Source organism: Allocellulophaga tsushimaensis (assembly GCF_055383085.1).
Map to the genome: position 1 here is coordinate 1,387,699 of NZ_AP039451.1, position 22,666 is coordinate 1,410,364.

General features: G+C 32.0%; 20 protein-coding genes. 13 read left to right on the forward strand and 7 right to left on the reverse strand.

The annotated features are described in order from the left end of the window. The 6 genes from ACZ451_RS06050 to ACZ451_RS06075 all read left to right on the forward strand — a co-directional run bounded on the left by ACZ451_RS06050 (nt 1) and on the right by ACZ451_RS06075 (nt 8,478). The gene (locus ACZ451_RS06050; RefSeq protein ID WP_464216209.1) at nt 1–2,358 is read left to right on the forward strand and encodes a penicillin-binding protein 1A; all 2,358 of its coding nucleotides are present in this window, start codon (nt 1–3) and stop codon (nt 2,356–2,358) included. A 225-nt stretch (nt 2,359–2,583) separates the two neighbouring features. Further along, on the forward strand, nt 2,584–4,953 hold the full coding sequence (locus ACZ451_RS06055; RefSeq protein ID WP_464216210.1) for a penicillin-binding protein 1A: 2,370 nt from the start codon (nt 2,584–2,586) through the stop codon (nt 4,951–4,953). A 158-nt stretch (nt 4,954–5,111) separates the two neighbouring features. After that, nucleotides 5,112–5,813 carry a CoA transferase subunit A gene (locus ACZ451_RS06060; protein WP_464216211.1) on the forward strand — a complete coding sequence of 234 codons (702 nt, stop codon included), beginning with the start codon at nt 5,112–5,114 and terminating at the stop codon, nt 5,811–5,813. 19 nt (nt 5,814–5,832) lie between these two features. After that, nucleotides 5,833–6,213 (forward strand): hypothetical protein, encoded by a 381-nt coding sequence (locus tag ACZ451_RS06065; protein WP_464216212.1) that lies wholly within the window; start codon nt 5,833–5,835, stop codon nt 6,211–6,213. A gap of 43 nt (nt 6,214–6,256) precedes the next feature. After that, nucleotides 6,257–6,910 carry a 3-oxoacid CoA-transferase subunit B gene (locus ACZ451_RS06070; protein ID WP_464216213.1) on the forward strand — a complete coding sequence of 218 codons (654 nt, stop codon included), beginning with the start codon at nt 6,257–6,259 and terminating at the stop codon, nt 6,908–6,910. Between the two features lie 416 nt (nt 6,911–7,326). Further along, the gene (locus ACZ451_RS06075; RefSeq protein ID WP_464216214.1) at nt 7,327–8,478 is read left to right on the forward strand and encodes a serine hydrolase domain-containing protein; all 1,152 of its coding nucleotides are present in this window, start codon (nt 7,327–7,329) and stop codon (nt 8,476–8,478) included. Between the two features lie 45 nt (nt 8,479–8,523). On the opposite strand, the gene ACZ451_RS06080 is transcribed toward ACZ451_RS06075, so the two are convergent. Next, nucleotides 8,524–9,225, reverse strand: a complete 702-nt coding sequence (locus tag ACZ451_RS06080; protein WP_464216215.1) for a LytR/AlgR family response regulator transcription factor — start codon at nt 9,223–9,225, stop codon at nt 8,524–8,526. Further along, entirely contained in the window at nt 9,222–10,196 is a 975-nt protein-coding gene (locus ACZ451_RS06085) for a sensor histidine kinase (RefSeq protein WP_464216216.1), read from the reverse strand. Before ACZ451_RS06085 ends, ACZ451_RS06080 begins: the two co-directional genes overlap by 4 nt. Nucleotides 10,197–10,413: 217 nt before the next feature. Here ACZ451_RS06085 and ACZ451_RS06090 point away from each other — a divergent pair, with 217 nt between their 5' ends. Both ACZ451_RS06090 and ACZ451_RS06095 read left to right on the forward strand, forming a co-directional pair. Then, entirely contained in the window at nt 10,414–11,319 is a 906-nt protein-coding gene (locus ACZ451_RS06090; protein ID WP_464216217.1) for a hypothetical protein, read from the forward strand. Between the two features lie 187 nt (nt 11,320–11,506). Then, on the forward strand, nt 11,507–11,665 hold the full coding sequence (locus tag ACZ451_RS06095; RefSeq protein WP_464216903.1) for a DUF6747 family protein: 159 nt from the start codon (nt 11,507–11,509) through the stop codon (nt 11,663–11,665). A gap of 73 nt (nt 11,666–11,738) precedes the next feature. Here the strand turns inward: ACZ451_RS06095 and ACZ451_RS06100 are convergent, their stop codons facing one another. The 4 genes from ACZ451_RS06100 to ACZ451_RS06115 all read right to left on the reverse strand — a co-directional run bounded on the left by ACZ451_RS06100 (nt 11,739) and on the right by ACZ451_RS06115 (nt 17,013). Then, nucleotides 11,739–12,755, reverse strand: coding sequence for a DUF4837 family protein (locus ACZ451_RS06100; RefSeq protein ID WP_464216218.1), 1,017 nt, complete (start codon nt 12,753–12,755; stop codon nt 11,739–11,741). Nucleotides 12,756–12,770: 15 nt separating this feature from the next. Then, nucleotides 12,771–14,414 (reverse strand): lytic transglycosylase domain-containing protein, encoded by a 1,644-nt coding sequence (locus tag ACZ451_RS06105; RefSeq protein ID WP_464216220.1) that lies wholly within the window; start codon nt 14,412–14,414, stop codon nt 12,771–12,773. A gap of 186 nt (nt 14,415–14,600) precedes the next feature. Then, nucleotides 14,601–15,731 carry a WD40/YVTN/BNR-like repeat-containing protein gene (locus ACZ451_RS06110; protein WP_464216221.1) on the reverse strand — a complete coding sequence of 377 codons (1,131 nt, stop codon included), beginning with the start codon at nt 15,729–15,731 and terminating at the stop codon, nt 14,601–14,603. A gap of 94 nt (nt 15,732–15,825) precedes the next feature. Beyond that, nucleotides 15,826–17,013, reverse strand: a complete 1,188-nt coding sequence (locus ACZ451_RS06115; RefSeq protein ID WP_464216222.1) for a phosphoglycerate kinase — start codon at nt 17,011–17,013, stop codon at nt 15,826–15,828. A 247-nt stretch (nt 17,014–17,260) separates the two neighbouring features. On the opposite strand from ACZ451_RS06115, the gene ACZ451_RS06120 reads away from it, so the two are divergent. Together ACZ451_RS06120 and ACZ451_RS06125 are read left to right on the forward strand one after the other, a co-directional pair. Continuing rightward, complete coding sequence (locus ACZ451_RS06120) at nt 17,261–18,415, forward strand: DNA polymerase III subunit (RefSeq protein ID WP_464216223.1); 1,155 nt, start codon at nt 17,261–17,263, stop codon at nt 18,413–18,415. Between the two features lie 82 nt (nt 18,416–18,497). Further along, nucleotides 18,498–18,896 carry a DoxX family protein gene (locus ACZ451_RS06125; protein ID WP_464216224.1) on the forward strand — a complete coding sequence of 133 codons (399 nt, stop codon included), beginning with the start codon at nt 18,498–18,500 and terminating at the stop codon, nt 18,894–18,896. A gap of 24 nt (nt 18,897–18,920) precedes the next feature. Here ACZ451_RS06125 and ACZ451_RS06130 read toward each other — a convergent pair whose 3' ends face one another. Next, entirely contained in the window at nt 18,921–19,694 is a 774-nt protein-coding gene (locus ACZ451_RS06130) for a patatin-like phospholipase family protein (protein WP_464216225.1), read from the reverse strand. A 325-nt stretch (nt 19,695–20,019) separates the two neighbouring features. Between ACZ451_RS06130 and ACZ451_RS06135 the strand changes: the two genes are divergently transcribed. The 3 genes from ACZ451_RS06135 to arsS all read left to right on the forward strand — a co-directional run bounded on the left by ACZ451_RS06135 (nt 20,020) and on the right by arsS (nt 22,638). Beyond that, a complete protein-coding gene (locus ACZ451_RS06135) occupies nt 20,020–20,709 on the forward strand; it encodes a TIGR04282 family arsenosugar biosynthesis glycosyltransferase (RefSeq protein ID WP_464216226.1) in 690 nt (229 codons plus the stop codon). A gap of 376 nt (nt 20,710–21,085) precedes the next feature. Further along, entirely contained in the window at nt 21,086–21,421 is a 336-nt protein-coding gene (locus ACZ451_RS06140) for an arsenosugar biosynthesis-associated peroxidase-like protein (protein ID WP_464216227.1), read from the forward strand. 161 nt (nt 21,422–21,582) lie between these two features. Further along, on the forward strand, nt 21,583–22,638 hold the full coding sequence (gene arsS, locus ACZ451_RS06145; protein WP_464216228.1) for an arsenosugar biosynthesis radical SAM (seleno)protein ArsS: 1,056 nt from the start codon (nt 21,583–21,585) through the stop codon (nt 22,636–22,638). Nucleotides 22,639–22,666 lie beyond the last annotated feature (28 nt).

A 22,666-nucleotide genomic window follows, 5' to 3' on the forward strand; every position in this document is an offset into this window, starting at 1 on the left:
ATGGCAACGGCTACAAACAAAAAAACAAAAAAGGCTACTCCAAAAAGTAACTTCCGTAAATTTTTAATTTGGTTTTGGTCTATTTTCCTATTTGGAATAGTATCAGCGATGCTTATTTTTTTAGCAGCCTCATGGGAATGGTTTGGACCAATGCCTACTTTTGAAAGCTTGGAGAATCCGCAAACAAATTTAGCAACAGAAGTAATTTCTTCTGATGGAAAAACTTTAGGAAAATACTATTTGGATGATAATAGAACTCCAATAGCTTATGAAGAACTCCCCAAAAACCTTGTAGATGCCTTAATTGCTACAGAAGATGCGCGTTACAGAAACCATGCAGGTATTGATGCACGTGCCATTCTTAGAGCAGTAGCCGCTTTAGGAAGAGATGGTGGAGGTAGTACTATTACACAACAATTATCTAAGCAATTATTTACAATAAAGCCTTCATCTAATATTGTTGATCGGATCAAGCAAAAAATTAAAGAATGGGTTATTGCTACACGTTTAGAGCGCCAGTATACCAAAGAAGAAATTATAGCAATGTATCTTAACGTTTATGACTTTAACTACAATGCCGATGGTGTTAAATCTGCTTGTAAAATATATTTTAATAAAGAACCTAAAGATATAGAAACTCAAGAAGCAGCAATGCTTGTTGGGATGCTCAAAAACTCATCTCTATATAATCCTAGGCGTAGAGAAAAACTAGTACTAGATAGAAGAAATACTGTTTTAGGACAAATGTACAAGTACGAGTATATTGATAAAAAAACAAAAGACTCCTTACAACAACTGCCATTAGGACTTCGTTTTTCTCCACAATCGCATAGAGAAGGCTTAGCTACTTATTTTAGAATGAATTTACAGCGTTTTATGGGAGATTGGATTTCTAAAAACCCAAAACCCGCCTTAGAAGGAGAGCGTGACGAATGGAATTTATTTTTAGACGGGCTTAAAATTTATACTACAATAGATTCTAGAATGCAAAAAAATGCCGAAGATGCGGTACAAGAACATATGAAACGTTTGCAAGCAGAATTTTTTGTACAAAATACTCCTAAACGTAATAAAACAGCACCTTTTTTAGATTTAGAAAAGTCAGACATTACTAAAATTATGGAACGCGCTATGAAAGTTTCAGATCGTTGGCGCACCATGAAAAGAAAAGGATCTTCTGAAAAAGAAATTAGAGCTTCCTTTAAAAAGCCAACACCCATGGTTGTTTTTGATTGGAACAGTACCAATAATGAGAAAGATACGGTAATGACACCGCTAGACTCTATTCGCTATTACAAATCTTTTTTAAGAACAGCAATGATGTCTATGGAACCGCAAACAGGACATGTAAAAGCTTGGGTTGGAGGTCTTAATTACAAACACTTTCAGTACGATAATGTAATACAAGGCGCAAGACAAGCAGGTTCTACCTTTAAACCTTTTGTTTATGCTGCCGCTATAGATCAATTACGTTATTCTCCTTGCGATTCTTTACCAGACACGGAGTATTGCATCGAAGCCAATAAACACGGGAATCCAGAACCTTGGTGTCCTAAAAATTCTGACGGGAAGTTCTCTCAAAAACAAAGAACGCTTAGAAATTCACTGGCAAATTCAGTAAATACTATTACCGCTCAGTTAATGGATAAAGTAGGACCAAAACCTGTAGTTGCTATTGCTAGAAGTATGGGACTCACAAGAGATATCCCAGAAGTACCTTCTATTGCGCTAGGTACACCAGACGTTAATGTCTATGAAATGGTAGGCGCCTTTGGTACTTTTGCTAATGAAGGGGTTTATGTAAAACCAGTTTTGGTAACCCGTATAGAAGATAAAAACGGAACGGTATTATACGAATATGTGCCAGAAACTAGAGATGTTTTAAGTAAAGATGTGGCCTATGCTATGGTAGATTTAATGAAAGGTGTAGTGCAGTCTGGTTCTGGGGGTAGACTAAGGCATAGTTATAATAAAAATGATATAGTATATAAAGAAATTATTACGGGTTATCCTTACAACCTAACCAATCCTATTGCTGGTAAAACAGGAACAACGCAAAACCAAAGTGATGGATGGTTTATGGGAATGGTACCTAACCTAGTTACTGGTGTATGGGTAGGTGGAGAAGAAAGAGCTACCCATTTTAAAAGTATCAGATATGGGCAAGGAGCCTCCATGGCATTACCTATTTGGGGACTTTACATGACTAAAAATTATGCCAATAAAGAATTAGAAGTTTCCGATAAAGATTTTAAGAAGCCAGAAAACCTCTCTATAAATGTAGATTGTACAAAAATTAAAGAAAAAGCAGAAGACAATGCCAAACCAGAGGAAGATGATATAGATATCGGTTTTTAAGCATTTTTTCATTATTTACAACTTTAAATAAGTTTAATTTTTCTTATTAAAAAGATATCTCCAAAAAGAAAGCGTTAGTAACATAGAAAACATCGTTTTTTTAATTAATGCCGTATATCTTAAAATTTATTTTGCTATTTAAAAATGAGGTGATAAATAGGATGATAAGTTTAGAGGGTATTTCAAATACAAGATACCTAATAGAGAAAAATAATATACAAGCTAATGGCATCGGCTACCAAAAAGATAAAACAAAAAGGAACACCTAAAAAAAGCTTTAGAAAATTTATAAAATGGTTCTGGGTTGTATTTTTAATAGCTCTTTCAATTCCTATAATCACATTTAAATTAGCGGCATCTGGATATTTAGGCGAAATGCCCACTTTTGAAAATTTAGAAAATCCACAAACCAATTTAGCATCACAAGTCATTTCTTCCGATGGAGTTTTATTATCAAAATATTATTTAGATGATAATAGGACACCTGTTTCCTATAGAGAACTTTCTAAGAATTTGGTGAATGCACTAATCGCCACAGAAGATGTACGCTATAGAGACCATGCAGGTATAGATGCTAGAAGTTTTTTTAGGGCTTTAATTGCTAAATTAACATTTAGAAATGCAGGAGGAGGAAGTACTATTTCGCAACAATTAGCAAGACAATTATTTGTTGGTAATAGAGCTAAAGATTGGAAGAAATATACGCAAAAGATTAGAGAATGGGTTATTGCCACCCGTTTAGAGCGTAATTATACCAAAGAAGAAATTATAGCGATGTATTTTAACATCTATGATTTTGGAAATAATGCAGATGGTATTCGGTCTGCCGCAAAAATATATTTTAGTAAAGAACCAAAAGAGTTAAGTATTAATGAATCTGCGATGTTAGTAGGAATGTTTCAAAATTCGTCTCTTTATAATCCAAGACCAAAAAGAAATCCTGAAGGCACTAAAAATAGAAGAAATGTAGTTTTAGCGCAAATGTTTAAATATGGTTATTTAAATGAAAAAGTAAAAGATTCATTACAACAACTACCATTAAGCCTACGGTATTCACCTGAATCGCACAGAGATGGTTTGGCTACATATTTTAGAATGCACCTAAAACGTTTTATGGAAGATTGGATAGAAAAAAACCCAAAACCCGCTTTAGGAGGAGAACGAGACAAATGGAATATCTATTTAGATGGACTTAAAATTTATACTACAGTTGATTCTAAAATGCAAAAGAATGCAGAAGATGCGGTACAAGAGCATATGAAGCGCTTGCAGGCAGAGTTCTTTTTGCAAAATACGCCTGAACGTAATAAAACAGCACCTTTTTTAGATTTAGATAAATTAGAAATTACCAAAAGTATGGAGCGTGCTATGAAAGTTTCAGATCGTTGGCGTACTATGAAAAGAAATGGATCTTCTGAAGAAGAAATTAGAGCTTCCTTTAAAAAAACAACACCCATGGTTGTTTTTGATTGGAATAGTACCAATAACGAAAAAGATACGCTAATGACACCATTAGATTCCATACGGTATTATAAATCGTTCTTAAGAACAGCAATGATGTCTATGGAGCCACAAACAGGGCATGTAAAAGCATGGGTTGGAGGTCTTAATTACAAACATTTTCAATATGATAATGTAATACAAGGCGCAAGACAAGCAGGTTCTACTTTTAAGCCGTTTGTATATGCCGCAGCAATAGATCAATTACGTTATTCTCCATGCGATTCCAAACCAGATAACGAATATTGTATTGAGGCAAATAAACATGGAAATCTAGAACCCTGGTGCCCTAAGAATTCTAATGGGAAGTTTTCTAAAAAACAAATGACATTAAAGGAGGCTTTGGCAGGATCTGTAAATACAGTTACAGCGCAATTAATGGACGAAGTAGGACCAAAACCTGTAATTGCTATAGCCAGAAGTATGGGAATCACTAGAGATATTCTTGAAGTACCAGCTATTGCATTAGGTACTCCAGATGTTAATGTATATGAAATGGTAGGTGCCTATGGAACTTTTGCTAATGAAGGAGTGTATGTAAAACCAGTTTTGGTTACCCGTATAGAAGATAAAAACGGAACGGTATTATACGAATATGTGCCCGAAACAAAAGATATTTTAAGTAAAGATGTAGCCTATGCTATGGTAGATTTAATGAAAGGTGTAGTAGAGTCGGGTTCTGGTAGCAGGCTTAGACATAATTACAATAAAAATAATGTAGTGAATAAAAAAATCATTACAGGTTATCCATATAATCTTACCAACCCCATTGCTGGTAAAACAGGAACTACACAAAATAATAGTGATGGATGGTTTATGGGTATGGTGCCAAATCTAGTTACTGGTGTATGGGTGGGAGGAGAAGAAAAAGCTATACACTTTAAGAGTACTGCATATGGTGCTGGAGCTTCTATGGCATTACCTATTTGGGGGCTCTATATGACTAAAAATTATGCGAATAAAGAACTAGAAGTTTCCGATAAAGATTTTAAAAAACCAGAAAACCTTTCTATAAATGTAGATTGTATAAAAACCCAAGAAAAAGCAGAAGACACTGCCAAACCCGAAGAGGATGATATAGATATCGGTTTTTAAATTAAAATATACTTTTACATAAGATAGCCCTTACTATAAAATATAGTAAGGGTTTTTTAATTCCGCTTTAAAGAGCATTTCTTTTATTTCATAATGATTGATCTATTTCATTGAAAAAATGGTAATTTTATGATTGTATATTGTTAATAGCATAAAAAATGATAAAAAAAACAGTTTCTAATGTGCAAGACGCATTAATAGGAGTTAAAGATAATATGACCTTTATGCTTGGTGGTTTTGGCCTCTGTGGAATTCCAGAAAACGCTATAGCAGAATTAGTTCGCTTGGGTGTAAAAGATATTACTTGTATTTCTAATAATGCAGGTGTAGATGGTTTTGGACTTGGATTATTGTTAGAAAAGCATCAAATTAAAAAAATGATCTCTTCTTATGTTGGTGAGAATGATGAGTTTGAGCGTCAGATGTTAAGTGGAGAATTAGATGTAGAACTTACTCCACAAGGTACACTTGCCGAAAAATGTAGGGCAGCGCAGTCTGGTTTTCCAGCATTTTATACCCCAGCAGGATATGGTACAGAAGTAGCCGAAGGAAAAGAAACAAGAGATTTTAATGGTAAAATGTATGTGCTAGAAGAAGCCTACAAAGCTGATTTTTCTTTTGTGAAAGCATGGAAAGGAGATGAAGCTGGAAACCTGATTTTTAAGGGTACTGCTCGTAATTTTAACCCTTGTATGTGTGGTGCAGCAAAAATAACGGTAGCTGAGGTAGAAGAATTGGTACCTGCAGGAACACTTGATCCTAATGAAATTCATGTTCCGGGAATTTTTATAAAACGGATTTTTCAAGGAAAAGATTATGAAAAGCGCATTGAACAACGGACTGTTCGGAAAAGAGATTAATTAATTTGATAATCTAATTATGAAATTACAATATAGATGTCCATCATGCAAAAAAACTAATGATTTTAAATCTCGTTCCTCTACAAGAGGAGATTTACAAATGCAAATTGGTGATGAAGCTAAAATAAATTGTAATCATTGTGGTAAAATAGAAAAAATACACATTAATAAAATTAGCGCAGTAGTTGATAATAGAATTATAGTAGGAGGGTTTATATTAGGACTTTTACTTGTTATAGTTGTCATAATTTATTTAGAAAATTTTTCTGGCTTAGCATTTGCTTTCTGGAAACTTTTAGCTTTTGTTGGAACTACTTTATCTGCATTACCTATGTTATTTTGGAATCGTGAAAATACTGCGGTTAGGAATTTTAATCGTTATGCCATCAGAAAAAAATAAGTTAAAAATTAGAACATTAAACAATTGATCCATTATTAAGATTATGTTAGATAAAAACGGAATCGCTAAAAGAATAGCAAAAGAAGTGAAAGACGGTTACTATGTTAATCTAGGCATTGGAATACCTACTTTAGTTGCCAATTTTGTACGTGAAGATATTAGTGTAGAATTTCAGAGTGAAAATGGCGTTTTAGGGATGGGTCCATTTCCTTTTGAAGGAGAAGAAGATGCTGATATTATAAATGCAGGAAAACAGACTATTACCACTTTAGCAGGCGCTTCTTTTTTTGATTCTGCTACTAGCTTTGGAATGATTAGAGGGCAACATGTAGATTTAACCATTTTAGGCGCCATGGAAGTCTCTGAGAATGGAGATATTGCCAACTGGAAAATCCCTGGAAAAATGGTAAAAGGTATGGGTGGAGCTATGGATTTAGTTGCATCAGCAGAAAATATTATTGTTGCTATGATGCATACCAATAGAGCAGGAGCTTCTAAATTGCTAAAAACATGTAGTTTGCCATTAACTGGTGTTGCTTGCGTAAAAAAAATAGTAACGAACCTTGCTGTTTTAGAAGTAACTCCTGACGGTTTTAAACTTTTAGAAAGAGCACCAGGAGTTAGTGTTACAGAAATACAAGATGCTACAGAAGGAAAACTGATTATAGAAGGAGAAATTCCTGAGATGAGCTTGTAAGATTACGAAAAGCTGTTTTTACCACTTTTTTAAACACATTCACAACATAAAGTTTACAGTTTAACTCTTTTTCTATTATTTTTAGGGTATTATAACCCACATTTTACTTATAAATTATGAATAATCAAGTTAACAACGTAGCAGCACAAGAAGAAATTCAAGTTTACAAGAACGATTTCTTTAGTGGTATTATTTTGCTTACAAAAAGACTATTTATGTTATAGTCTAGGCATTTTAAACGCAAAAAAAGGAGCACTCACTAGGTGCTCCTTTTTTGTTTAAACCTGTCTCATTCAACACTAAGTCATTTTTCAATTCAATGCCTTGGGTACTTGCCCTTTGCTAGTTTATTTTTGTTGCGTATTCTTCCTTATTTGTATTTTGATTAACTTCATGCCCAATAAAATCTACTAAAAATGAAATCGTTTGTATTTTTATTTATTTCTGTTCTTGGCCTTAGCTTGCTTCATGCTCAAACCAAATATTATTTTCCTGAAAAAAATGCTGAATGGGAGCAAAAAAGCCCTAAAGAAGTCAAGATTAATACCCAAAAATTAGATGAAGCTATAGCATTTGCTGAAGCAAATGAATATTCTGGCTCCAGAGATTTGAGAATTGCTATTGTAGAAAGTTTTAAAAAAGAACCCTTTCATAAAATACTAGGACCTACTAAAAAAAGGGGTGGACCTACAGGAATGATCCTGAAAAATGGTTACAAGATAGCTGAATGGGGAAATCCAAAAAGAGTAGACATGACTTTTAGTGTTACTAAAAGCTTTTTAGCTACTGTTGCTGGTTTAGCTGAGGACCAAAAATTAATTTCTAATACAACTGATAAAGTAGGGGATTATATCTGGGACGGCACTTTTGATGGGGCTCACAACAGCAAAATAACTTGGGAACATCTATTACAACAAAACTCTGATTGGTCTGGAGAGCTTTGGGGTGGTAAAGATTGGGCAGATAGACCTCCCAGTACAGGGAGTTTAGACGATTGGAAATTTAGAACATTAAATGAACCTGGAACAGTAATGGAGTATAATGATGTTCGTGTAAATGTATTAGCCTATTCATTAACGCATGTTTGGCGAAAAAGCATGCCACAAGTACTAAAAGAACATCTTATGGATAAAATAGATGCTTCTACTACTTGGAGATGGTATGGTTATGATAAAGCGTGGACAGAAGTAGATGGCGTACAAGTAAAATCTGTAACGGGTGGCGGGCATTCTGGTGCCGGACTTTTTATTAATACAGAAGATATGGCGCGGTTTGGATTATTATTTTTAAATAATGGAAAATGGAAAACTGAACAGCTTATTAGTGAAAAGTGGATTAAGAAAGCGATAAAACCATCGATACCTAATGTAAATTATGGTTATATGTGGTGGCTCAATAAAAAAGGGAAAAGACATTGGGAAGGCTTGTCAGAAAATATATATTATGCCGCAGGTTTTGGAGGTAATTTTATTGTGATCGACACTGAAAATGATCTTGTGGTAGTTGCCAGATGGTTAGAGCCTAGTAAAATGGGTGAGTTTATGAAGTTGGTAAATGCAGCTTTGTAACTACTTAAAAAAATACCCCAATTTACTACTATTTTTTTGTAAGCTTTAATGCGATGCTAATTTCTTTAGTAACTCAGATTTATAAAATCTACCAATTGGTATTTTAGTTTTATTTATATATAATTGATTGCCAGTAACTTTAGTTATTTGATGATAATTTACAATAAAAGACTTATGTACTTGAAGGAAGTCATTTGGAGATAATTTGTCAACCCAATTCTTAAGGGCATCTATATAACAAAGCTTATCTGTAGTGGTAACTACAGTTACATAATTCTTATCCGAAGCTATGTATAAAATATTTTGGAGGTAAATTTTATGCAAGGTTTTGTCTACATTTAAAAAAATAGTATCCTTAGTCTCTGTTTCTTTTATTTTTAAGTTTGAAGCTTTCACTTCACCTTTCTTACTTTTATTTATTGCTTTTAAAAAACGTTCAAAAGAAAATGGTTTAACGAGATAATCACAAATGGTGTCTAGTTCAAAGCTTTCTACAGCATGTTCATGATAAGCAGTAGTCATAATAATTTTTGGAGGGTTTACAACCGTTTTTATATACTGTATTCCTGAAATATCAGGTAAATTAATGTCTAAAAAAATAACATCTATAGTATTATTTTGTAAAAATGTATTTGCTTCTAAAGCAGACTGAAAACACGCTAATAATTCTACATCCTCTAATTTAGAAATATAGTTTTTTACAATGCGTTGCGCAGGTAGTTCATCTTCAATTAGAATACATTTCATAAAAGCTTTATTTTTAAATTTACTTGATACGTTTCTGTATCTGTAATGCGCAATTTGTACTTACTCTTATATAAAAGATTTAGTCTTTTTTTTAAGTTTAGTAACCCTATTTGGCTATTGCTTTTGGTTTTAGTATTTATATTAATTTTATTTTCACAATTACATTCCAAGACCCCTTTTTTAACGCTAATAAAAATAGAGATGATACTTTTTGGCGGACTGTGCTTAAATGCATTTTCTATTATGGTAATTAGTAACAATGGTGCAATTTTATGAGTAGTAACATCTTCAATGTCTTTCTTGTATGTAATCTCTTTTATGTTTTCTGTTCTAATTTTCTGAAAAGCAATATAATTATCAATATATTCTATTTCTTTTTTTAAAGCTATTTTATCAGCGTTACTTTCATACAAAACATGTTTTAAATTATCCGAAAGCATTAAAATCATTTTGGGAACTTCTTCTGGTTTTTCTAATGCATACGAATAAATTGTATTTAAATTATTGAATAAAACATGGGGACTTATTTGCGATTTTAAAAACTGAAGCTCCATTTCTGCATGCTCCTTTTTAATAATTTCTATTTCGTCTTGCTTTTCTAAATAACTAAATAACATCCATAAAAAAGAAAATATAACGATTGGCACTAATGTTTGCCAAAGGTAATCAGATAAGCATTTCATTATAGAACAGCCGCATTCTGCAAAGAAATTACAGTAAGCTTGAGTTCCTAAAAAAGCAATAAGCCCTATTAAAAATGCATATAAAAAATAATACTTCTTACGAACAAAAAAAGGCAAGAGTACACCGTTATTTAGATAAACAATGGCTATTAAAATAAAAAAATAGTAGCGGAATGGGTTTTCTTTCCAGTAATAGTTAGAAAATACAAAGAGAGAAACAAATACAAAAAGAGACCAAAATAACAGGTGTATTAAAATTTTTGAAACTAAATGCCGTGTTATAATCATAAGTTTAAAAAATTTAAGGTACTATAATATCTTATTTTCTTAAAATTAAAATATATCAAATAACAGTTTGAAGGTATAAACAACACTTTGGAGTATATAATGCTATTGATAAGATGTTTTTCTTGATAGGTATATTCTTCTATGCTTTTGATGTATAAAATTTGACTAATGTCTGTCATGGGAATAGTTTAGATGAAACATTAAAAACTAATTTATCATGAAAGTCATTCAATTCATTTTTACACTATCCTTTTTGTTTCTAATGCCTCAATCTTCTGAAGCACAAGACATAAATAAAAAAATTACTACTAAAAATGGGAAAGAAAAACTATTAGGAAAGGTTACTAAAGCAGATTTCACAAAAAATTCTTTTGCAGCTTGGTTTCAGCCAAGTTTTGATCGTTATCAGGTAAATAAGAAATTGTTAATTGCCAAAAGGTTAAAAAAAGAACTTAAAACGTATAAAATTGAAGCCTTTATGGGAACTTGGTGTGGTGATAGCAGAAAAGAAATTCCTCGTTTTTATAAAGTATTAGAAGCTATAAATTTTCCTATGAGTCAACTAAAAATGATTGCTGTTGATCATACCCCAAACCAATATAAAAAAAGCCCTAACGGAGAAGAAAAAGGGAAAAATATATTTAGAGTGCCTACTTTTATTTTTTATAAAAATGGAAAAGAAATTAATAGAATTGTTGAACACCCAATACTAACTTTTGAAGAAGACATTGTTGCAATTGTTACAGGAGAAACCTATAATCCCAATTACAATGGTGTTAATATATTAATTAAAATAATAAAAGAAAAAGGACTCAACACCATCACAACCAAAAAAACAGTTTCTATTCTAAAGCCATATTTTAAAAACGATTATGATCTAAACGGGTATGGTTATTTATTATTAAGAAATAAAGAATATAAAAAAGCTATTGCTGTATTTAAATTAAATACAGTATTGTTCCCAAATAAATTAAATACCTATGATAGTTTGGCAGAAGCATATGAACTTTCTGGTCATAAAAAAATGGCTATAGCCAATTATAAATTAGCCTTGCAACTAATAAAGGATAACCCTACCATAAAAAAGCTACAGGATAAAATTGCTCGTTTAGAGCATAATTAATACAATATAAGCGCTTTATAAAAAACCAAGTCGTTCATCCGATAAAAAAAACAGTTCATAGAAACGTATCAATTGAAGGTATTTTACAACTAAAATATCTTCTGTTTAACTGGTTTTATTTTTCAATTCTAATTTTAAACGCATATTAGTTGTAGCATTAAATTAAACCATAATTGTGAGGCATATTATGCTTATCAGGGAGATTTATTATGATGCTTTTAGAAGTTTAGAGAATCATAAATTCAAAAATCTTTTAAAAGTACTGATATGGTTTTGTTTAATTCTTATTGTAATTGCAGCTTATGCTTTTGCGTTTCGTTTGTCAACAAGTTTTTTATTTGAATAATTATTTTTATTTAATTTCTGAAAGGCTCTAGTAATTTTCTTCTTACTAGGGCTTTTCTGTTTTAAATAACATACTACTCTTTAGTTACTTCTTCATTAAAATCTATTGTTTTCATGATAGCCTCTAACTCAAACATATTGTCTCTTTTATTTGTTGCTGGAGCAAATACAAAGCCTTCTACCACCATTTTTCTATTGTGCTCTGGATCATTGATAATATAGGTTAAAAATGGTCCAGCCATTGGATAATCACTCATTTCCCATGTGCTTCTTACTTCTACTGCCTTTTTACCTGCAATTTCTGCAGGATATACATGAGGAGCAAAATCTTTTCCTGTAATCATATGGTTCTTTTTCCCAGCAATATCTTCTCCGGGAATATTAACAGCACCAATAGAATCGCGCATTTTAATAATATCTTTTACAAAAGTAGAATCTGTCTGAAAAGAATTTAAAGGCATTGTATAGGCAATGATATTCATAGTACCCTTAGGAATAGCTCTATCTATCCAAACAAAATTATCTGCTTGCGCTCCAACAATATATGCAGAAGGTATATCTAATGTAATTCCGAATTTATCTGTTAATGTTTGGTCTTTAAGCAAAGATCTTTTAAAACGTTTTTGAGTTTCAACGATTTCTAAATCTTTAAAAGCTTTAATCATCTCATCAGCAGATTTCCCTATGTTTTTAATGATTTCTTGTACATTATTTCCTTTTACTACACCTACTTGTTGTGGTGCAGCGTAGACATCTGGACTTAAATATGCTGCAGAAATGGTATCTTTAGTTACAAATAATACCGATCGTGTTTTTTGTATTGCACCCGTAAAAACGCTAGCGGGCACATGGTTTATTGTAAATAATGGTTCTTGCCATGGCATACCCACAATTGGAGCTGCAAAGTGTTCTCTAACTTTATCGCCAGCCTCACCTTTCCATAAATCTGTGTCCATTACTACTGTGAGTGCGTTTATTGCTCCAATAGACTTTGGAGAATATTTTTGTTTTTCACCCTCTTTACAGGCACCAAAGCTTAATAAGAGCATAGCTCCTAAAAATAATGATGCTATAGTATTAATTTTTTTCATAAAATTCTTAGTTTTTTAAGGCTGACAGTCGCATAACCTTAGCTTAGTACCTAGTTTTAGGTTGTTACCGCTAATACCGTTCCATTCTCGTAAATTTTCAACAGAAATACCAGAATATTTTTTAGAAATTGTCCAAAGAGAATCTCCTTCTTCTACTATATGCACTTTAGAAGGGTCTTTTACCACCGTAACAGGGCGAACAATTTTTTTTGTTTTCTTACTAGTTTTTAAGACTTTACCTGGGTTTTTGGTATATATGGTTAATCTTTGCCCTATTCTTAAATTATTACTCCGTAATCCGTTCCAACGCTTTATTTGGCTTACACCAACCCTATAACGCTCAGCAATTTTTCCCAAATAATCACCAGATTTAACTCTGTAACGAATTTGGTCGTTTACTTTGACCAATTTTGGTAATACTTTTTCTTTCTTTTTAAATTCTTCTTCTACATACGCATATATGGCATCTTCATTACTTACAAATTTGCCCATTTCGTATACAGGTAAGCGTAAAGTATATTTTTTCTCTTCATCGTAAGGAATAATATTTAGCTTGTAAGAAGGGTTTAAAACCTCTAGTTCTTCCACACTAACATCAACAAACTTAGAAACCTGATCAAACGTTATTAATTTCTTTACTTGTATGGTGTCTGTTACAAAATAGGGTCGTTCTGCTTTATTTGCAATTAAACCATGTTCTTTTGCATATTCAAAAATATACATTGTTGTTAAAAAAGCAGGAACGTAGCCAGCAGTTTCTCTGGGTAAAAAAGCTCTAATATTCCAATAATTTTTATATCCTCCAGATCTTCTTATAGCCTTATTTACATTACCAGGACCAGAATTATATGCTGCCAAAGCCAAATCCCAATCACCAAAAATATCATATAATTTAGATAGGTATTTACAAGCAGCTTTTGTGGCAACGATAGGATCACTACGCTCATCTACATAACTACTTACATCTAAATTGTATATCTTACCTGTGCTATACATAAATTGCCATAAACCGGTAGCGCCTACTCTAGACCTTGCTCTTGGGTTTAACGCAGACTCTACAATAGCTAAATATTTTAACTCTAAAGGAATATTATACTTTGCTAACTCTTCCTCAAACATTGGAAAATAAAACTGACTTGCAACAAGCATCCGTTCCATTAAGCCTTTTTTTCTTTTTAAAAAAGATTGTATTACACGCTCTAATGATGGGTTATATGCTACATTAAATGGTGTTTTTTGGTTGAGCCTATTTAAACGTAACTTTAAAGTATCTGTAGGTAATGTTGGATCATATACAATACTATCTTTAGGGCTAGTAATTTCTTCCTGTAGCTCATCAAAAAGTAGCGCGGATTCATAAAGTTCTTTAAGCCAAAGGCTATCATATTTTGCTGCCAGTGGTATGTCTTTTAAATCGAACTTATTAGCACTGTTTTTTATTAAAAGAGACTGCTTTTCTTTTGTTCCTAAGACCTTAACTGTTGCAGTATTAGGAGCAAGTGATGACTTATTTTTTGTAGAATCTATAGTAACAGCATTAGAGTTTGCTAGTTCAGTACTATCTTTAACAGGAGCCTTTATTTCTTGTGCTGTAATCTTTACATTTATAAAAAAGAGTAGAAAACTCCCAATAAGTAATATTCTTTTGTTTATCATCATAAAACCTCTATTAAAAATAGCAATCAACGAAAATCGTTTTTTTTTAACTAAGAATAAAATTTTAATATTAAAAACATCTTAACTACTGCGTATTGGGGGTTTAAGATATAAAAAACGTCAGAAAAATAAGGATTATTCATCGGTCTGTAAAAAATATTCTTTGTTCTATTATAACAAACGTTTTTATTATGATTTAATTATTGCTGTTTTATACACATTATTCCGATCTAAAATATAAGCATTGTTACCTAACACATCAATACCATAAGAATCACCTAAAAAGAGAACATTTTCATCTTCTTTAGTTAAAAAAGGAGAAATATGAGTTCCATCTTCATTAATCATAAAAGTAAAAACGGCTCTTTTTTCTGAAAAGGATTTAGCTGTTGTAATAAGTGCTTTATCTTTCAGGAAAGTAATATCAGAAATATTGATATTCTTTTCTGAAGACAACTTAATTTCCTGCCATGTTTCCCCTCCATTTGTGGTATGCAACAATGAGCTATTTAAACCACCAATAAAACCTATTTCAGCATTTTTAAAAGCGATAGAATTAAAAGAAATGGTCTTCTTTTTATTCTCATAAAGTAATTTCCAATGAAGTCCTTGATCAACACTTTTATAGCATTTTCCAGAAAGGGTTACCATCATCATTTCTTTGTCAGAAAGTAATGCAAAATCTGTTATAGCAATGCTATTTTCTGAAATACCTTGAGATTTTATAAGCTCCCAATTTTCTCCTCCATCTACTGTTTTTAAAATCACAGGATTATTATTACGTTCTCCAGCAATAAAACCTATTTGGTCATTTAAAAAATGAACTTTGTAATATTTAAATTGTGTAAAGGGATTGTCTTTTTCAAAAAATTTACTGGTATCAAATACACTCCAATTTTCTCCTAAAGCGGTACTCTTAAAAATATATTGGCTTTCCCCAACCAAAAACATATTATTTTTAGAAAACGCAAGTCCATAGAATGAATTAGCAAACGGAGAAAAGCTATACTCTTGCCAAGTTTTACCACCATCTTTGGTGATTCTTGTTCTTAAACCAGTTCCACCAACTAAAACACCAGTATCTGCTGTCTTAAACTTTAAATCATTATAGAAATGAAATCCTATTTTCTTTAAATGATGTAATATGGATACTTTTTGGCCAGAAGATATATTGGTAAAACTATAATTACCTTGTGTAATATTAGCTGTAGTGTTAAATTCTATTGCTGGAATTTCTTCTATATTGACGTAGTTTTTCTTTGTTTGCGAACATGAAAAACTTGCCATTACTACTAAAAAAATAAAGTGATATTTTCTCATAATTTGTATAGCTACTACAGGTTAAAAAGTTTAATTAATAGAAAAGGATATGAATAAATTCACATCCTTTTTGTACTTGTTTTAGTATTAAGTATTAATGTATTGCTGCAATACCTGGCAATGTTTTTCCTTCTAAACTTTCTAACATTGCACCACCTCCAGTAGAAACATAACTTACTTTATCTTCAAAACCAAATTGTTTTACTGCTGCAACAGAATCTCCCCCGCCAACTAAAGAAAACGCTCCGTTTTGCGTAGCTTCATCAATAAAATTACCAATAGCTTTAGTTCCATTGGCAAAAGTATCTAATTCAAAAACACCTATTGGACCATTCCAAAGTATGGTTTTAGATTTTAAGATAACTTCTTTAAAGTTTTCTAAGGTTTTTGGTCCTGCATCCAAGCCTTCCCATCCCTCAGGAATTGTATTTACAGCAACAACCTGTGTATTTGCATCATTACTAAAGGCATCTGCTGCTAAAACATCAACAGGAATATGTACTTCTACTCCTTTTTCTTTTGCTTGCTTTAAAATGTCTAATGCTAGTTCTTGCTTATCATCTTCGCAGATAGAATTTCCTACTTGGCCACCTTGTGCTTTTATAAAAGTATAGGTCATCCCGCCACCAATAATTAAATGGTCTACTTTATCTAAAATGTTTTCTATAATTGTAATCTTAGAAGAAACTTTAGAACCTCCTAAAATTGCTGTAACAGGCTTTTCTCCTGTTTGCATTACTTTATCAATAGACGCTATCTCTTTAGCTAATAAAGAACCAAAACATTTATTTTCTGGAAAAAATTGTGCTACTACTGTTGTTGATGCATGTGCTCTATGTGCAGTACCAAATGCATCGTTTACATAAATATCTCCTAATTTAGACAATTGCTCAGCAAATGTTTTATCACCTGATGTTTCCTCTGCGTGATATCTTAAATTTTCTAATAATAATACTTCTCCATTTTGCAAGTTTGCAGCAGTATTTTCTGCTACTTCTCCCACACAATTTTCTACAAATTTTACAGTAACACCAATAATTTCAGATACTTTATCACAAATATGTTTTAAAGACATTTCTGGAACGGCTTGTCCTTTTGGTCTTCCTAAATGACTCATTAAAATGGCACTACCGCCATCTTCTAAAACTTTTATAATAGTAGGCTTTGCGGCTTCTATACGGCTAACATCTGTTACGTTACAATCTGCGTCTAAAGGCACGTTAAAATCTACTCGGATAAGCGCTTTCTTGTTCTCAAAATTAAAATTGTCTATTGTATTCATGTGTAATTTATTAGGTGCTAAATAGGCTTAGCAACTTGTTTTAAATTGATTTTTTTCAATTTCTGAGACAAATGTAAAGATTTCTGATAATTCACTACCTATTAGCCTCTTATTATTCATTAGTTTTATAAAATTGTTAGCATACATTGCATATCACATTAAAAAAGAAAGAAAAACCAAGCTACAACTTATAAAATAGCAATAATTCTGCACGCTAAAATTAGTCCAAAAACTGTATATTTGGCGCATGTTGTTTGATGCTATTTTAGGACTTTCTCATATCAAAAACCATTTAATCTCTAGTGCAAATGCAGGTCGTATTCCGCATGCGCAGTTATTTGTAGGAGCCGAGGGTTGTGGCACCTTACCAATGGCTATTGCATATGCCCAACATGTGCTTTGTGATGCAGCAAATAATACTGAGGAAAAAAAGCAATCTTGTCACATAAAATGTAATTCGCTCTCACATCCAGATATGCATTTTGCGTTTCCTGTTGCTAATTCTACTAAAGTAAAAAGCCATGCTGTAAGTGATAATTACATTCAGGAATGGAGAGCGTTTGTGAAAGAGCAACCTTATGGTAATTTATTTGATTGGTATAGAGCAATTGATATTGAAAAAAAGCAAGGGCAAATTGGAGTAGACGAAGCGCAAGAAATTGTAAAAAAACTTTCTTTAAAATCCTATGAAGGAGGGTATAAAATTTGCATTATTTGGATGGCCGATAAAATGAATATTGCGTCTGCAAACAAACTCTTAAAACTCATAGAAGAACCACCAGAAAAAACGGTTTTTATACTTATTGCAGAAGATGAAGAACAAATTATACAAACCATCCGTTCTCGTTGCCAAGTATTACATTTTCCTCCTTTAGCAGAAACTGCTATAGCAAACGGACTTATACAAGAGGGTCTTACCAAAGAACAAGCCTATAGAATTGCTAATGAAGCCAATGGAAATTATAATAAGGCACTAGATTTAATGAATAATGATTCTGAAGATCTTGTGTTTGAAAAATGGTTTGTACAATGGGTAAGAAGTGCTTTTAAAGCTAAAGGTAATAAGGCAGCAATTCATGATTTAATCCTATGGTCTAACGAAGTTGCTAAAACTGGAAGAGAAACGCAAAAAAAATTCTTACTATATTGTATTGCTATCATGCGCCAAGCTATGCTTATTAATTATAACGTAAAAGAATTGGCATATATGAGAATCCATATAGAAGGCTTTCAACTAGAAAAATTTGCACCTTTTGTTCATGAAAATAATATAATAACTATTGTTGAAGAATTAGAAAGCGCAATGTACCATATTGAGCGAAATGGCAACGCAAAAATTATTTTAACAGATTTATCTATTAAGCTTACCCGATTATTGCATAAAAAGAAAGCTACAGCTTAGCCTAAAACTTTTTTTGTGACCGAATTAAAAATTACGCATACATAAATACACTAACATTGAAATTAATTTAACACGTATTAAGATGAAAGTACTTTTAAATAATGCAACAGAACTTATATTATTACTCTTTTTAATCATCACTTTTTTACAAAGTGGTATAGACAAAATTGTAGACTGGACAGGTAATTTAAGCTGGTTAAAAGGGCATTTTGCTGAAAGTCCTTTAAAAAATATAGTCCCTTTATTATTAGGTATTGTTTTAATTACGGAAATGATCGCTGCACTTTTTTGTGTTGGAGGCATCTATCAAATTATTGCTTGTAATGAAAAAGATTTTGCTTTTTATGGAGCAATACTTTCCTGTATTTCTTTACTGATGCTCCTTTTTGGTCAGCGTATGGCAAAGGACTATGAAGGTGCAAAAACGATTGCTATTTACTTTATACCTGCTATCTTTTTAGTGTTTTTATTGCAAGGCTAAACGATTGATTTAAACTTTTAAGGACTATGCATCAGTTAAAATTCGCATTGCTTCATCATAACCAATAGTATAAGCTTTTTCAATATTACTCCTATCTAAAACCCCAATATGTTCTATTAAAGGAGGGGCAATCATCATATCACAAGATAGTAGCTTTTGTTGTACAGCGGCATAAACCATTAAACCCGTTATTCTACCTGTTAATTTAATAGGGCTTTTTAAGTCTTTAGTTGGTACTTTATTTATAATAGAAACATTACTGCCAATAATAAAATCGGCTCTTTTTGTCACTGGTTCTAACGGAAAATTATTCATAATACCACCATCTGCATACAATTGGTCGTTTAAACATACAGGATTAAAAACAGGTGGTAAAGCAGCAGAAGCTAATAAAGGACGGATTAATTCTCCGCTTGAAAAAAACTCTTGATCACCTTTTTGCAAATTTGTAGCCACAATATGTAATTCTTTTTCTAAGGCCTGAAAAGAATTTTCAGGAAAGTAAGTTTTAAATAGTGTTATATAGCGGTCTGTATTTATAATTCCAGTTTTTGTAATGGTTAAGAAATTATATTTAAATAAGGGAGTGTCTTTAAAAAACTGCAACATTTCTTCAACGGTATTTCCATTGGCATATAATGCTCCAACAAGAGCACCAACACTACTTCCAGAAATAATATGCGCTTTAATACCAAGCTCTTGCATTGCTTTTATTAAACCAATATGAGCCATTCCTCTAACACCACCACCAGAAAGGACAAGACCTATAGATTCTGCATTTTTAAGTTTAGTTAGCATTAAGATTTATTTTATTCGTTTAAAGTTAGTCTTAAAAATAAGATTTATGCTGATTTTAAGGAACCAAATCAATATATTTTTTAAACCTAGTAGTTTGTATTTTGTTTTGCATCAGGCTTTTGGTTCTTAATCCATACATCTCAACTTAAAAATAAAGCGCTTTATAGTAAATATAGTATTGAAATTGTATAAAACTAACACATCTAAAGACTAGTCAGTTGGTTTTGTTAATATTAAATTTTTTAAAAAAGATGTAAGAAATTTTTAAAATCACGACATTTATTTAGATATCTTGCTATTGCAAAATAGAAGTGTCACAGCTCTTATGCAGGTAAACCAAAAAAACAAAACAGCCATTCTTGTTTTTGCTAATTCTTCTCTAAAAGAATTACAATATAAAGCAATACCCAAAAGTGAAAAGTTATTTGATGCGCTAACAGAGCGTACAATAGATATCGTTAAAAAAACTGGGTTAGCATATTTTCATTTTTCTGAAAAAGAACAAATAGGACATACTTTTGGAGAGCGTTTTACAAATGCAATCCAATGTGTTTTTAACAAGGGCTTTGATCGTGTTATTACTATTGGCAACGATACGCCACAATTAACTGTTGCTCATATTGTAAATGCGGCAAAACAAATAAATGCCGAAAAATTTGTTTTAGGACCTGCAACAGATGGAGGTTTTTATTTAATGGGGATGCATACTTCTCATTTTAAACCTGCTGCATTTAAAAAATTAGCATGGAAAACAGCTTTAATTTCTAAACAATTACTAGGTCTCATTACTTCAGATGTAGTACAATTATACCGTCTTAAAACCTTATGGGATATTGATACGGTTGAAGATATAAAAGCAATTTTAGCATATGGATACCAGATACCAGAAAAAATACTTAAGGTATTATTGACTATTGGTAGAAGAAAGACATATGATATTGCTTATAAATTTACTATCCCACAAAAAATACATCATAGCGTATTTTATAATAAAGGCTCTCCAATAGCGCTATAATCTAAAGTTTTAAAAGAAGCTTCTGAATATGCTTCATATCATTAACAGGCTTATTAAAAAGTTTAAAATGATATAAATAACTACTGGTTTTGTTGCTTTTCAGAGTTCTTTACACAACTTAATCATATTATAGATTGAGACGAACTATTTTTTAGTTAGTGCTGTTTTCAGGGAGTATGTAGAACACAATCATAAATATCTAAGATATTATCACTGAATAGTTTACTGTTGTGGTATAGAAACAACTAGCCGATAAATAGTGAATTAATACTAGTTTATGAGATGCTACAGCAATTTAACTGGAAAAGGAGAACGAGTCAGTATTTAAGATAAGAATACTGAAACACAACAATAAAATTAAACAAAAACACATAAAATGGCAGATTCGTATTATGACCCTAAAGATTTAAGAAAGTTTGGAAAAATTACAGAATGGAGTGAAGAATTGGGCGAGAAGTTCTTTGATTATTATGGTTCTGTTTTTAAAGAAGGTGCATTAAGTTCAAGAGAAAAATCGCTTATTGCCTTAGCAGTTTCCCATGTAGTAAAATGCCCTTATTGTATAGATAGTTATACAAAAGATGGCTTACAAAAGGGAATAACTAAAGAAGAAATGATGGAAGCAGTTCACGTAGGTTCTGCTATAGAAGCTGGCGCAACATTAGTACATGGCGTACAAATGATGAACAAGTACAATAAATTAAGTATGTAAAGATGCAGTAAACAGTTGCAGTTGGCAGAAAGTATAGTTCTATAAGTTACTGCTAATTGATACTGCTGACTGAAAACTTTTAAAAATGTTATTTAGTTTATGGTTGATATACTTGTAAAGAGTAGTAGCAACTAACGACTATCAACTCACAACAAAAAGAAATGGCTACAAAATCATTAAAAGCTAAAGGAGAAGATTTAGCTGAAGTAAATAAGCAATTAGAAATTTTAAATGGAGGTATTTTTGCTGATGGAGAACTTCCTTATTTTAAAGATAAAATTGCAGAAATAGGGCATTTTCCGTTAAGACCCTCAAAATTAGAGATCTTACAGATTAATGTTGGATACATGTGTAACCAAGTATGTGAGCATTGTCATGTAGATGCTGGTCCGGACCGTAAAGAAATTATGACGCGGGAAACCATGCAGCAATGCTTAGAAGTAATTAAAAATACAGGCGCGCATACCTTAGATTTAACTGGTGGAGCACCAGAGATGAATCCGGATTTTCGTTGGTTTGTAGAGGAAGCTGCAAAAGCAGGTATTAAAGATTTTATTGTACGATCTAACTTAACTATTATTCGTGCAAATAAAAAGTATTACGATTTGCCAGATTTCTTTAAGAAGCACAATGTACACGTAATTTCTTCTATGCCACATTATACACGTGGTAAAACAGATAAACAACGTGGAGACGGAGTTTTTGATAAATCTATAAAAGCATTACAAGAACTTAATGAAAGAGGCTATGGAATGCCTGGTAGCGATTTGCGTTTAGATTTGGTATACAACCCATCTGGAGCGTATTTGCCTGGTGACCAAATGGCACTAGAAGCCGATTTTAAAAAAGCATTAAAAGATGATTTTAATATCAATTTTCATAACCTTTTTGCAATTACCAATCTACCTATTGCTCGTTTTCTAGATTATTTGGTGGCATCAGAAAATTATGAAGATTATATGTATGCTTTAGTAGAGGCATATAACCCTGCTGCTGTTGCTAATGTAATGTGTACCAATACCATTTCTATAAGTTGGGACGGTTGGTTGTACGATTGTGATTTTAACCAAATGTTAGACTTAAAAGTAGCAAGTAAAGTAAAACATATTAAAGATTATAACGAAGATCTTTTAAATAATAGAAATATTATTATCTCGCAACACTGCTATGGTTGTACTGCTGGAGCAGGTAGTAGTTGCCAGGGTACAGTGGCTTAAAAGACAAAAAGGTTACATGAAAAAGTCC